This window comes from Shewanella colwelliana ATCC 39565 (assembly GCF_000518705.1).
GTDB lineage: Bacteria > Pseudomonadota > Gammaproteobacteria > Enterobacterales > Shewanellaceae > Shewanella > Shewanella colwelliana.
The window spans coordinates 111,080-124,782 of sequence record NZ_JAEC01000007.1 but is presented as its reverse complement, the minus strand read 5'-3'; the positions used below and the strand labels follow the sequence as shown (position 1 = coordinate 124,782).

14 protein-coding genes are annotated in these 13,703 nt (G+C 43.8%); 8 read left to right on the top strand and 6 right to left on the bottom strand.

The genetic code is table 11. The features are described 5' to 3' along the window. Window positions 1–175: 175 nt before the first annotated feature. The 4 genes from L876_RS0105185 to L876_RS0105170 all read right to left on the bottom strand — a co-directional run bounded on the left by L876_RS0105185 (window position 176) and on the right by L876_RS0105170 (window position 4,022). The gene (locus tag L876_RS0105185; RefSeq protein WP_028762828.1) at window positions 176–475 is read right to left on the bottom strand and encodes a YkgJ family cysteine cluster protein; all 300 of its coding nucleotides are present in this window, start codon (window positions 473–475) and stop codon (window positions 176–178) included. Between the two features lie 145 nt (window positions 476–620). Further along, window positions 621–1,640 (bottom strand): ferrochelatase, encoded by a 1,020-nt coding sequence (hemH, locus tag L876_RS0105180; RefSeq protein WP_028762827.1) that lies wholly within the window; start codon window positions 1,638–1,640, stop codon window positions 621–623. Between the two features lie 218 nt (window positions 1,641–1,858). Next, on the bottom strand, window positions 1,859–2,971 hold the full coding sequence (locus L876_RS0105175) for a PilT/PilU family type 4a pilus ATPase (RefSeq protein WP_028762826.1): 1,113 nt from the start codon (window positions 2,969–2,971) through the stop codon (window positions 1,859–1,861). A 13-nt stretch (window positions 2,972–2,984) separates the two neighbouring features. Further along, window positions 2,985–4,022, bottom strand: a complete 1,038-nt coding sequence (locus L876_RS0105170) for a type IV pilus twitching motility protein PilT (RefSeq protein WP_028762825.1) — start codon at window positions 4,020–4,022, stop codon at window positions 2,985–2,987. 35 nt (window positions 4,023–4,057) lie between these two features. Here L876_RS0105170 and L876_RS0105165 point away from each other — a divergent pair, with 35 nt between their 5' ends. The 8 genes from L876_RS0105165 (at window position 4,058) to L876_RS0105130 (ending at window position 10,900) form a co-directional block, all read left to right on the top strand. Next, complete coding sequence (locus L876_RS0105165) at window positions 4,058–4,747, top strand: YggS family pyridoxal phosphate-dependent enzyme (protein WP_028762824.1); 690 nt, start codon at window positions 4,058–4,060, stop codon at window positions 4,745–4,747. Window positions 4,748–4,838: 91 nt separating this feature from the next. After that, complete coding sequence (gene proC / locus L876_RS0105160) at window positions 4,839–5,657, top strand: pyrroline-5-carboxylate reductase (protein WP_028762823.1); 819 nt, start codon at window positions 4,839–4,841, stop codon at window positions 5,655–5,657. 28 nt (window positions 5,658–5,685) lie between these two features. Continuing rightward, window positions 5,686–6,234, top strand: coding sequence for a YggT family protein (locus L876_RS0105155; RefSeq protein WP_028762822.1), 549 nt, complete (start codon window positions 5,686–5,688; stop codon window positions 6,232–6,234). After that, window positions 6,234–6,524, top strand: coding sequence for a DUF167 family protein YggU (gene yggU, locus L876_RS0105150; protein WP_028762821.1), 291 nt, complete (start codon window positions 6,234–6,236; stop codon window positions 6,522–6,524). Before L876_RS0105155 ends, yggU begins: the two co-directional genes overlap by 1 nt. 86 nt (window positions 6,525–6,610) lie before the next feature. Continuing rightward, entirely contained in the window at window positions 6,611–7,045 is a 435-nt protein-coding gene (locus L876_RS0105145; RefSeq protein ID WP_028762820.1) for a DUF4426 domain-containing protein, read from the top strand. Window positions 7,046–7,183: 138 nt separating this feature from the next. Further along, the gene (gene rdgB, locus L876_RS0105140) at window positions 7,184–7,786 is read left to right on the top strand and encodes an RdgB/HAM1 family non-canonical purine NTP pyrophosphatase (RefSeq protein WP_028762819.1); all 603 of its coding nucleotides are present in this window, start codon (window positions 7,184–7,186) and stop codon (window positions 7,784–7,786) included. Continuing rightward, window positions 7,786–8,925, top strand: coding sequence for a radical SAM family heme chaperone HemW (gene hemW / locus L876_RS0105135; protein ID WP_028762818.1), 1,140 nt, complete (start codon window positions 7,786–7,788; stop codon window positions 8,923–8,925). The genes rdgB and hemW overlap by 1 nt, the downstream gene beginning before the upstream one ends. Window positions 8,926–9,049: 124 nt before the next feature. After that, a complete protein-coding gene (locus L876_RS0105130) occupies window positions 9,050–10,900 on the top strand; it encodes a DUF885 domain-containing protein (RefSeq protein ID WP_028762817.1) in 1,851 nt (616 codons plus the stop codon). A 611-nt stretch (window positions 10,901–11,511) separates the two neighbouring features. Here the strand turns inward: L876_RS0105130 and L876_RS0105125 are convergent. Continuing rightward, on the bottom strand, window positions 11,512–12,453 hold the full coding sequence (locus L876_RS0105125) for a LysR family transcriptional regulator (RefSeq protein ID WP_028762816.1): 942 nt from the start codon (window positions 12,451–12,453) through the stop codon (window positions 11,512–11,514). Window positions 12,454–12,806: 353 nt separating this feature from the next. Next, window positions 12,807–13,640: a YggN family protein gene (locus tag L876_RS0105120; RefSeq protein ID WP_028762815.1), complete on the bottom strand. Its 834-nt coding sequence runs from the start codon at window positions 13,638–13,640 to the stop codon at window positions 12,807–12,809. Window positions 13,641–13,703: the final 63 nt, after the last annotated feature.

The following is a 13,703-nucleotide window of genomic DNA, read 5'->3' as shown; positions in this document are numbered from 1 at the left end:
GTTAACGAGCTTAAACGCAGAACAACTGCATTCCTGACTCGTCGCAATCAACTGGGACCTTGTGAATGCCCTTAATGCAGGAGCAATTAAGGGCCTTACCTCAGACGCGCTAAACACTCGCTAAGTAATCAGATTTTTTATACTGATTGGTATAAAATCAACAAACAGAAGTAAATCATGATGTAACAAGCAGCATCTCACGTTCTATTTCACAATCATAGGATCCCATTTCAAACTCACGGCAATTCCAAGGACGATTCTCATAAATCGAACACATCATGGTTTCGCGATCTAACGCAGAACACCAACCATCATCGAGACGTCGCATGGTCTCCCCGCCCCACTGATCGACAGCCACATGTTCATCAGGAACCCCTGTGTCGCTGATAATCATCACCTCTAAACGACAGCAGCAAGCCTGGCAGTTCGAACAACTAATTTCTGTTTTTGATAAATCTTTAATATTAATGGTCATGGGGGTTATCAAATCGATACAATCGCCCATTTTAACGTAAAATGCCCCAATCAATATCGATTTAGGGCATTAAAATTGACTAATAATAAAAAACATAGGCTTTGCAGCAAGATAGATAGGACGCTGATTAAGCCACTACCTTATCTCATCTTGCTAGATAGGGTTTAACCAAGTTTGCCATCATATCGATATGCTGCGGCTCATCATTTAGTGCAGCTATGTAGCGATACTTTTTGCCACCAGCCTGTTCAAATATTTCACGATTTTCATGCTCAATCTCTTCCAGTGTTTCAAGGCAATCAGCACTGAACGCAGGACAGATAATGGCAACGTCATCAACGCCATCAGCGGCCAGTTGAGTCAGTGTCGCATCAGTGTAGGGCCCAAGCCACTTAGCCTTACCAAATCGCGATTGGAAAGTAGTGACATACTCACTGTCTTGCAAACCCAGCACTTCTACCACCAATCGTGTCGTCTTCATGCAGAAACAGTAGTAGGGATCGCCAAGATGAAGGTTTCGCTCTGGCATGCCGTGATAGGACAGCACTAATTTCTTTGGTCTACCATGAAGTTCAAAATCTCGCTTGATTGATGCAGCTAGTGCCGATATATAACCAGGATCATCATGATAAGTATTAATAAAGTGTAACGCTGGCAAGTATCGCCAAGTGCTCAGCTCTTTACTCAGCGCATCGAACGCCGACGCGGTTGTTGGTGCAGCATATTGTGGATAGAGAGGTAAAACGACTAACTTATCAGTGCCCTCTTTATGGAGGCGTTTCAAGGTATCACTCACGCTTGGTTCGCCATATCGCATACAAAAATCGACGTTGACCTTTTCGCCATGGGCTTGCAATTGATCTGCTAACTTTTGGGTCTGCTTCTGGGTGATGGCCATCAAAGGTGAACCGGCTTCACTCCATATTTGTTGATACAGTGCCGCCGACTTTGCAGGCCTAACACGTAATATAATCCCATGGAGAATCATCAACCAGATAAGTTTTGGGATTTCAACAACTCTTGGGTCTGCAAGAAACTCAGCAAGATAACGCCTAACCGCGGATGTTGTTGGTTCACTCGGCGTACCTAAGTTCATCAATAAAACAGTGGTGCGAGCTCGTTGTTGATGCCCCTGCTCTTTCGTTAAGCCTTTATAGTTACCCAATTTAACTCCCTACTCACGCAAAATTTTTAATTTTTGGCATGGCGATATTTCCCCCTGCCATCTGTCTTTCTGACTGATTAACCACTTAGCATATATCATGGTTTCATTAAAGCGTTATGAATACGCTATAAGTAAGTGCCTGGATCAATGAGTAAATCAATCTGATAAAAAGCGGACAACACCTAGGTATTGTCCGCTATCTATAACGTCCGATAATCTTAATCTAAATCTAGCGTCACACCTTCCATAAATCCGGTACTGGCAGCTTCTGTACCTTGCAGCTTAATCATCAAACGCAAGTCGTTTGGCGAATCAGCATGATGCAAGGCATCTGCGTAGCTAATTTCGCCATCAACATAGAGTTTCAGCAAGGCTTGGTCAAAAGTCTGCATCCCCTGCTCGTTTGACTTAGCCATGGTTTCTTTTAGAGTATGTAGCTCATTTTTAGCAATAAGACTTGCCACACGAGGCGTGTTAATCAGCACCTCAATTGCTGCACGTCGCCCAGAGCCATCACTCTTGGGTACCAACTGTTGGGCGACAATACCACGTAAATTAAGTGATAAATCGAACAGTAACTGTTGATGCTTACTCTCAGGTACTAAGTGCATAATGCGATCAAGCGCCTGGTTAGCATTGTTGGCGTGCAATGTTGCCATACACAAGTGACCTGTTTCAGCGAATGAAAGCGCAAACTCCATCGTTTCTTGGCTACGGATCTCACCAATCAAAATCACATCAGGGGCCTGGCGTAGCGAGCTTTTTAGTGCGGCATCAAATGACTCGGTATCAATACCCACTTCGCGTTGAGTGATGATACTCTTACGATGGTCGTGAACAAATTCAACCGGGTCCTCAATGGTTAAAATATGACCTCGAGCATGAGCATTTCGATAACCGACAAGCGCCGCTAACGACGTTGATTTACCCGTCCCCGTACCACCCACCATAATGATCAGGCCACGTTTACTCATCACCAAATCTTTCAAAATTGGCGGAAGTTTAAGATCTTCAACCAAAGGAATTTTGGTCTCGATACGACGCATCACACAACCTGGTGATTCTCGTTGCCAAAAAGCACTGACACGAAAACGTCCCAACTCTTTAGCTGCAAATGCAAAGTTACATTCACGGCTCTCATGAAACTCTTTAATTTGCGCTTCGGTCATCAAGGCTTCGACAAACTCTAATGACTGTGCTGGTGTAAACGGATTCTCACCTAAAGGGGTTACTTCACCGTCAATTTTGGCACTTGGTGGAAAACCCGCAGTGATAAATAGATCCGATGCTTTTCGCTCTACCATCACTTTTAAAAATGGACGAACTTCCACAATAAGACCTTACTTAAAAACTAGCATTCTTGTTAGAACTCTTAGACATGGCATCTTCCCGAGTAATTAAGCCTCGGTTGACCAGGTTTTGTAAGCACTGATCTAAGGTTTGCATACCATGGGCCATACCAGTCTGAATAGCTGAATACATCTGAGCAACTTTATCTTCACGGATCAGATTACGAATCGCTGGGGTTCCCATCATGATCTCATGAGCTGCAACTCGGCCGCCTCCTACCTTCTTAATCAAGGTTTGCGAAATAACCGCCTGGAGAGATTCCGACAACATGGTTCTCACCATACCTTTCTCCCCTTCAGGGAATACGTCAACCACACGGTCAATGGTCTTTGCTGCTGAGGTGGTGTGCAAGGTACCAAAAACCAAGTGACCGGTTTCGGCCGCAGTCATCGCAAGTCGAATGGTTTCAAGATCACGCATCTCACCCACTAAGATCACATCTGGATCCTCACGCAGCGCACTTCTTAGTGCAGCATTAAAGCTATGGGTATGGCGATGCACTTCTCGTTGGTTGATCAAACACTGTTTGTTCTGGTGCACAAATTCGATAGGATCTTCGATGGTCAAAATATGATCATGTCTATTCTCGTTCACATAATCGATCATCGCCGCCAAGGTGGTACTCTTACCTGAGCCTGTAGGTCCGGTTACCAATACTAACCCTCGAGGGAAACTTGATATTTTTTTGAAAATATCGGGCGCACCCAATTTTTCTAAACTTAATATTTCACTGGGAATGGTACGAAATACCGCCGCGGCTCCACGGGACTGGTTAAAGGCATTAACACGAAAACGGGCTAAGTTGGGCACTTCGAACGAGAAATCTATCTCTAAATGTTCCTCGTAATCCTTACGCTGTTTATCATTCATGATGTCATAAACGAGACTATGCACACCTTGATGATCCAGCGCTGGCAAATTAATCTTTCTGACTTCACCATCTACACGTATCATTGGAGATACTCCCGCAGAAAGGTGTAGATCTGACGCATTGTGTTTTACACTAAAGGCAAGTAACTCTGTGATTTCCATAGTATGGGATATCCATTCAACCAAAAACTTACATCATGACAACAATAGCAGACAGACTCGCTAACGCCCACCTAAGAATTGCTCAAGCGGCGCAAATTTCATCACGTGATAGCGAAGAGATTAAACTACTCGCCGTCAGTAAAACTAAGCCCATTAGTCAAATACTAGCGGCCTATCATGCTGGCCAACGTCTTTTTGGTGAAAACTATGTTCAAGAGGGCGAGTTAAAGATAATTGAACTACGACCATCATGCCCAGATATTGAGTGGCATTTTATTGGTCCGTTGCAATCAAATAAAACTAAGATCATCGCAGAGCATTTCGATTGGATGCATACCCTGAGTCGTGAAAAAATTGCTAAGCGCCTCAATGACCAACGCCCTGAAGCTCTTATGCCCCTCAAGGTGTGTATTCAAGTTAATATCAGCGCAGAGCAGAGCAAGTCAGGCATCCCCCCCCAAGAGCTAATGAGTTTAGCTCGAGTTATCAATGCATTACCACGTATTGAACTGAGAGGATTAATGGCTATCCCAACGGCGACAGACGACATAGCCATACAGCGTCGGGAATTTGCACAAATGAAAGTGCTATTTGACCAATTGCGTAATGTCTATCCTTCTGTAGATACCCTTTCTATGGGGATGAGCAATGACTTAGAGATCGCCATTGATGCCGGAACCACTATGGTGCGTATCGGTACCGCAATATTCGGCAGTAGAAACTAAGCAAGGTAATCATCAATGACTTGTATTTTGCCGTGTTGGCCCAAATATATTGTCATATATTGATAAGAAATAACCACAACTAGAGACCCTTATGACACAAAAGAAATTATGCTTTATCGGTGCGGGCAACATGACCCGCAGTATCACCTCTGGTTTAGTAAAAAGTGGCTATGATGCAGCGCTTATCCATGCCACCAATCCCAGTGCAGCTAAACTTGACGTCCTTAAAGCTGAGCTTGGCATTAAGGTGTCCCATGATAATTTCGCTGCGGCAACACAAGCAGATGTGATCATATTGGCGGTCAAGCCACAGCTGATGCAACAAGTGTGTGAGGCACTAAGCGCTATAGACCTAAGTGGAAAACTGCTCATCACCATAGCAGCGGGCGTAACGATAAATCGTTACCAGGAATACTTTAGACAGCCAATCAAACTTATCCGCACTATGCCAAACACCCCAACCCAAATTGGATATGGAATGACAGGGCTCTATGCGCAAGCAGGTGTCTGTGATGCCGATAAGCTGTTGTGTGAACAGTTGATGAAAAGCGGTGGCGAAGTCGTATGGGTTGAACAAGAGGATGACTTAAATCAAGTTATTGCCCTAGCCGGCAGTTCACCTGCCTATTTTTTCCTAATGATGGAGGCTATGATTGACGTAGCCAAACAAGATGGAATGGATGAACATATTGCCAGACAACTGGTTCAACAGGCAGCATTAGGCGCTGCAGCAATGGTCAAGCAAAACCCTCAGCTTTCAGCTGCACAACTTAGGGAAAATGTTACCTCTAAAGGTGGCACTACGGCACAAGCCATTGCAGCGTTTGAACAAGCCGATCTGCGAGGGATTGTCAAAACAGCGATGAGCGATTGTGTCGCACGCGCTCAAGAGATGGCGAAACAATTTTAACCTTCTATACACTAAGTAGAGAGACACCATGAACGCATTAAGTTTTTTAGTCAGTACCGTTTTTGATCTATATCTGATGGTGGTGATTATCCGCATCTGGTTACAACTTGCTCGAGCCGACTTTTACAATCCATTTAGCCAATTTGTTGTTAAGGCTACACATCCTATCGTCGCACCAATGCGCAGAGTGCTGCCCGCGATCGGTGGTTTAGATACAGCATCGCTAGTGCTTGCCCTATTAGTCGTTGTGCTGAAATTTGTTGCGCTAAGCCTGATTGCGGGCGCAGCCATCAGCATTCCCACCATACTTTTAGTTTCAGTCGTCTCAGTATTTAAGCAGGCAGGCGTACTGCTGTTCTGGATGCTGATTTTGAGAGCGATTCTGAGCTGGGTGAGCCAAGGGCACAACCCTATAGAGATGGTGATGGGCCAACTAACCGAGCCACTTTTAGCTCCCATTCGTCGTATTCTTCCACCGATGGGCGGGCTCGACCTCTCTTTATTGGTGATGATGGTTATTCTTAACTTTATCAATATTCTCCTCGCGCAATATGTACCATTTTGGGCAAACGTTTAATGGGTTTAGTCATTGAGCAGCATGGAGACCTGCTGCTTAAATTATATATTCAACCTAAAGCCAGCCGGGACCAAATTATTGGTCCCCATGGTGACGAACTCAAAGTCGCTATCACTGCGCCTCCCATTGATGGCAAGGCTAATGCTCACTTGAGTAAATTGCTAGCTAAGATGTTTAAGGTACCTAAAAGCCATATCATTATTGAAAAAGGCGCTTTAGGGCGGCACAAACAGATAAAAGTATTGTCTCCCAAGCTTATTCCAGCTGAAGTTGCCGCGTTAATGACATGAATATTGTAAGAAAATAATCTTCAAAGCGTTATATTAAGCATAACTAACTATACTGAAAACAGTAATCCAGTGACCAGGAGCTCACAATGATCCGTTCCATTTTATGCGCAATACTGTTATCCCTTGTGATGACTGGTATGGCGTCCGCAGAACAAAAACAGAGCGTTGGAATTTACGACATCCACTATGTAGCGATTGGTAGTACTTTTATCACACCTAGCATAGCTAAAACATACGGAATCAAGCGTAGTAGCTACACAGGTATCATCAATGTATCTGTACTTGATACTAGCGTAGACGGTAATCCCGCTATCCCTGTTGAGATTTCAGGCCTTGCCAACAATCTACTGGACGCGCGTATAAACCTTATTTTTAGAGAGATTAGAGAGGGGGACGCTATCTATTATATTGCCGAAGTACCTTATCGCGATGACCAAGAGATCAACTTTCAGCTCGCCATCAAATATGGCAAAAAGCTAAATACTCAGCTGAAGTTTAAACAAAAATTCTATGTCGATTAATATCGAAAATCATGTTTAAACAGGGCGGTTTTATCAAGGTCAACAAAAAGCCTAAGTAAAAACGCCCTCCCCTCTACCGTTTACCATCTTGCTTGGGTATGATTGCGCCCATATTTAGCCCACCCATGGTGAACCCTAATGAATAAAATAGTCTTAGCAAGTGGCAACAAAGGAAAACTCAAAGAGTTCTCAGAGATTTTGGCGCAATTTGGCATTGAAGTACTGCCTCAAAGTCAATTCAATGTCGAAGAGGTACCTGAAACTGGTACAACATTTGTCGAGAATGCGATTATTAAGGCTCGCCATGCTGCCCAAGTGACTGGTCTTGCAGCCATTGCTGATGACTCTGGATTAGAAGTTGATTTATTGGGTGGCGCACCTGGCATCTATTCTGCTCGCTATGCCGGAGAGAATGCCAAAGATAGCGATAACTACAATAAATTACTCGATGCGTTAAAAGAGAGTCCTGAGCCACGCAGCGCACGCTTTCAGTGTATCTTAGTTTATATGCGCCACAGCGATGACCCGACTCCAATTATTTGCCAAGCGGCCTGGGAAGGTTCAATAGGTTTCGCACCTAAAGGCGGTAATGGTCATGGTTACGATCCGATATTTATCCCGGAAGGACACCAATGCAGCGCAGCAGAGCTCAGCAGCGATGAGAAAAATGCACTAAGTCACCGCGGTAAAGCAATGCAACTTCTGTTAAGCGAAATGAAATCTAAAGGTATTTTAGGCTAATGCTCACACTGCCACCACTCAGCCTCTATATCCACATACCTTGGTGCGTTCAAAAATGCCCCTACTGTGACTTTAACTCCCATGGTCAAAATGGTGAGTTGCCTCAGCAGGCTTATGTTGACGCACTATTAGAGGATCTTCGCCAAGATGCCGATTATGTTCAAGGACGTAAACTGCACTCTATTTTTATTGGTGGTGGTACGCCTTCACTTTTCGATGCCAAACAGATCCAAGCGATTCTTGAAGGCGCTAAAGCACAAATTGGTTTTGAGGGTGACATAGAGATCACCATGGAAGCCAACCCAGGCACATTAGAGCATGATGATTTTGCTGCCTATCGCGCTGCAGGGGTCACACGCTTATCGATTGGTGTACAGAGTTTTTCCAGTGATAAGCTCAATTTGCTGGGGCGTATTCACGACAAAAGCGAAGCGGAAATTGCAGCAGCTAAAGCACAAGCGGCAAACTATAACAGCTTCAATCTCGATCTAATGCATGGCTTACCCAACCAAAGCTTTGAAGAGGCGATGGCCGACATTGAAACCGCTGCGGGCTTAGCCCCTCCCCACCTATCTTGGTATCAATTAACGATTGAACCAAACACCCTGTTTCACTCTAAGCCTCCACAATTACCAGATGATGAGGCGCTATGGCATATCTATGAGCAGGGACAACAACGTCTTGCTCAATTGGGTTACCAGCAGTATGAAATCTCTGCGTATGCTAAACCCGGTTATCAATGTCAACACAACCTGAACTACTGGCAATTTGGAGACTACATCGGCATAGGCTGTGGCGCTCACGGTAAAATTACCCTAACAGAAAGCCAACAAATTGTGCGAACCGTCAAGATTAAACATCCAAAAGGCTATTTAGCGGCAGATCAGTATCTGTTCGAAAAAACAGAGGTTTTAGAGGAAGACCGAGCGCTTGAGTATTTGATGAATCGCTTTAGGTTAATGTCACCCATCCCTAAAACTGAATTTGAAGTGCGAACAGGGTTATCCGCTGACATGTTGACCCTTGGCATGGAAAAAGCCGCTGATAGAGGGCTGGTTGCCATTGCCGAAAAACACTGGCAATTGACCCCCAAAGGCACCATGTTTGTTAATGAGCTACTTTCTTACTTTTGTGATTGACCTCCAAAAACTACGCGCCTTAGCAGTGAGATTAGGCGCGCAGAAACATTTTCTAACACTTAGATCAAATAATTAACCGCTAGCTTTATTAGGATAACAGGCATTAACAGACGGAAGATCTCATATGCCAATAAAAACAAAAACAACAATACTTGCGCTTACCTTCTCAACACTCATCAGCAGCTCCATTTTCGCAACCCCACTCTCTACATCTGTGATGAGTCCGACTGAGCCAACGATGCAAGTTAGCGCTAAAGAATCAGAGAAAGCAAACCAACTATTTGAAGCCATATTCATGGAAAACGTGATGGCAAGCCCTATTCGCCAAACTCACTTAGGCATTAAGACTGATTATGGCAAATGGGATGAGCGTGGGGCCGCCGCTGATAAAGCTTCGCAGCAAAGAGAGCAAAAGCATTTACAACTTCTGGCAGAGATAAACCGCGATAAGTTAGATGTTCAAACCAAACTGAGTTATGACCTGCTCACTCAAAAAATCGAGCAGAGCCTAGAAGATTTTAAGTGGCGGCTTTATAACTACCCGGTCAACCAGATGTATGGTGGCCATTCAATGGTGGCTTCATTCCTAATTAATCAGCACCAGATTGGCTCAATCGATGATGCGATCGCCTATATCAGTAGGTTAAATGGGGTACCCAAATATTTAGAACAACTTCAACAAGCATTGGAAGAGCGGGCTGCCGCTGGCATTATTGCGCCTAAATTCGTCTTTACTCATGTACTATCTGACAGCCGCAACATCATCAGCGGAGCTCCCTTTGATAGCCAAAAAGACAGCGCATTATGGGCTGACTTTCAACGTAAAGTAGATAAACTCGATGCCAGTGCTGATAAAAAACAGCAACTATTAAGCCAAGCCAAACAAGCACTAAGTAACAAAGTGCTGCCAGCTTATAATAGACTGATTAGTTACATTGGCAATCTTGAACAACGCGCAGGAACGCTCGATGGTGTATGGCGCTTTAAAGAGGGCAAAGCCTTTTACGATAATGCCTTAGCTAGAACCACTACGACGTCAATGACAGCAGAACAGATACATAAACTTGGCTTAGCAGAGGTTGCCCGTATCCATCAAGAGATGCGAGCAATTATGAAGCAGGTCAATTTTGAGGGCGATCTGCAAGCCTTCTTTAAATATATGCGCGAAGATAAGCAGTTTTACTACCCAGCTTCAGATGAGGGCCGTGACGCCTACCTGAATGACGCCACAGCTCTCATCGATAACATCTCATCTCGGCTTGATGAAGTGTTCTACGTTAAGCCCAAAGCTCCCATGATCGTTAAGCGTGTCGAAGCATTTCGAGAAAAATCTGCAGGCAAAGCTTTCTATAACCAACCATCACCCGACGGCAGTCGTCCTGGTACCTATTATGCGAACCTCTACGACATGGAAGCTATGCCTAAGTATCAAATGGAAGCACTGGCCTACCATGAAGGAACCCCGGGTCACCATATGCAAATTGCTATCACTCAAGAGCTCGAAAATGTCCCTAAGTTCAGAAAATTTGGTGGCTATACCGCCTATATCGAAGGCTGGGGCTTATACAGTGAATTCTTTCCTAAAGAGATGGGACTTTATCAAGACCCCTACTCAGATTTTGGCCGTTTAGCGATGGAACTATGGCGTTCATGCAGACTTGTGGTCGATACAGGCATCCACGCCAAGCAGTGGACCCGAGAGCAAGGCATCAACTATTACGTTGAGAATACGCCAAATGCTAAATCTGATGCGGTAAAAATGGTCGAACGCCATATTGTGATGCCATCTCAAGCGACGGCCTATAAAGTCGGTATGTTGAAGATTTTGTCCATTAGAGAGCAAGCTAAACAAGCTATGGGCAACAAGTTTGATATACGCCAGTTCCACACCTTACTGCTCAAAAACGGGCCTTTACCATTGGATGTTCTTGAACAAGAGATAATGCAGTGGGCACAACCTAATAACGCCTCTTAATTTAGCCTACATACAACAAAGTCACCGCAAGGTGGTTTTGTTGTATTTCCAATCAGCCTAGTGCAAATTGGGCTACTCACACTTTGAGTAAAAAATGTCGCTACACGCTGGAAAATCAATCAAATTAATGACTTTTAGAGAACACTGAAATGAGAGTAGTGCGAAGAAAAATCACCCCAGCAGAATTTGCTGGGGTAAACCAAAACTAGGATGATGGTTTTAAGGCTAGCATTGTTTTAGTTCTTAAACCGTTGCCAGCATTGAATCAAGATTGCAGTAACGCCAACCCGAATAAGCTAAATTAAGAGGGGTCATTCTTAACTAACTTATCTGTTTCAGGTTATCCCAAATCAACTGCAACCATTGTATTAAATTAAGAACGAACTGCAACGTGAATTGTTTTTAATTATTAGCCCAAGCTAAATAAGCCATTGATTTAAGAAATAACAAAAATTATACAAGTAGCTGTAATAAAAAGAAAAAGCCCGAGAATGTTAAATTTTCGGGCTTATCGTCTCTAAAACAAAACAATGTTTTTAACTTTTAGATAACTCATTGATTGTTAATTGACCAACAATTTAAGTTAGGAACAGTTTATTGTTGCTCACCATCTACTTTCTTTGAGCGTAAAGCGATGCATAAGGGGCATCCCAATAGGGTGGTGAACCAATATGGTCTTTAATAAAGTCGATAAATGCACTGACCTTAGGCGCCAAATGCTTTCTACGAGGATAGACTGCTTGTAAAGGCAGATGATGAGTTAACTGCCACTCTGGTAGCAACGGCACTAAGGTGCCTTTGTCTATCTCATCTTCTAACAAATAGCTGGCAAGATAGACAACACCAAGGCCACTTACTGCTGCAGACTTTAATGCTGGTGCGTTATCAACCCTAAAGTTACCGGCAACCCCTATTTCACAATAGTCATCGCCCTTTTTAAACTGCCACACACTGTGCTCATGCCACTCACCTTGGTACACCAAACAGTTATGGTCAACCAATTGCTCTGGACGATCTGGATAGCCATGCTTAGCGACATATTCAGGTGAAGCCGCTAACAAAAACTGGCACTTCATCAGCGGTCGAGCCACCATCCCCAGTGGAAGTTGCTCAGACATGGTTAATAACAGATCTAAGCCTTCACTAACGACATCGACTTTGTGATCTAACAGGCTGACCTGCAACTCAAGTTCAGGGTGCTTTGCCATAAACTCAGGCAACGCCGGAATGATGTGCATGGTACCAAAAGACTGTGATATGCCGACTTTCAGCACACCTCGGGTCGCATCATTGAGATTATGGACGCTAGCGACCGCTTGTTCTGCATCGCGAAGAAGCTCCTCTCCCTGAGCATATAACAGCTGCCCAGCCTCAGTTAAACTCAAACTACGCGTGGTACGCTGGATAAGTTGAACACCTAACTTATGCTCTAAATCAGCCACCTGAGTACTAACCTTAGATTTAGATATCCCCAACTTTCGCGCAGCGGAACTGAAGCTCCCCGCACGAGCAACATGAGTAAAAATTGCAATAGGTTCTAAAAGTTCTAACATTTGAATAGCCTTAAGGTGTTTGCGACCCTATATATACTAATTATAAATCAAAGAGTTAATGTACTAAAAGCACTTCTTTGACAATTAATGATTTTTCTAAGAGTAGAGTCAGACTGGTGCCCATTTCTAAATCGAAATTTCGTCAGCATTGTTATTATTTTTTACAAGTATACCAAAGATTTGCACTTTGATTCTAATACCTATTTTTTAGCTACTATACACGCTCTTAATAAAAGAGGAAAAGTAATCGCTGAACTGCGGAGATCTGTAACGAAAAAAGCCCTACACCCAAGGAAAGTGTAGGGAAATTGCTGGTTGGTTAAACCTAACAGGGAGAGTGTTACACGTATAAACTATTCAAGCAGTTGTTGCTTCGGTGCTTTAATTAATGGGTACTTATCTAACTCTGGAACTTGGGCACGGAGTTTCGTTTCTAATGCCACCAGCTGTTGAAAGTTATCACACAGCTTGTCCGCTCTCGCTTCAAGATCTGCAGATTGTTGTTCCAACTGAACCTCAATGTCTTTCCCCACATTGTCCATTTTAGCCGCGAATGACTCCATTTTCTGCTCAAATGAATCACCATCACCGCTCATCATCTGACTGCCTAGCGTCATCATCATGTTGCCAATAGAGCTTTGTACTAATTGCTCCATCTCCTGCTCAAACTCTTGGCCGAATGTATCTTCCAAAGAAGACTCTGTCGCACCTAAATAGAACTTATCGCCATGTTGATACGCAACATTGTCGATACGGTCACTTAGACTCGCCATCATTTCATCAATTTTGGCTCCACTGGTGTCACCGAGAAGCGGGGTAAGCGCCATACTTACGGCTGTGGACGCAATATCGACTGCATCATGGACCAAATCGATAACTTCAGGAAGTTGAGCTGAAACCTCATTAGCATATTGATTAACAATCACTTGCTGCTGATTATTTAAACTCACCTGTTTACCGTCGATATACAACTCACCGAGTTCAATACGGTAAACTTCTTTTTTTGATTCACTAATGGTGAGTTTCTTAGGCTCTACAGCCACATCATAATTTAACGAAACTTCACACTGATGCCCGTCACTGCCAAAAGAGAGGTGATTATCATCATCGCCACCATGGGCCCATGCTGAACTGGTCGTTGCTAATACTAATGCGGTTAATCCTAACGAAGCGGCTGTCTTTTTCATTTTAATCATCCTTTATGACTTATCTGTTATCCGCATTACTCCATAAGACTACAGCATGCGATA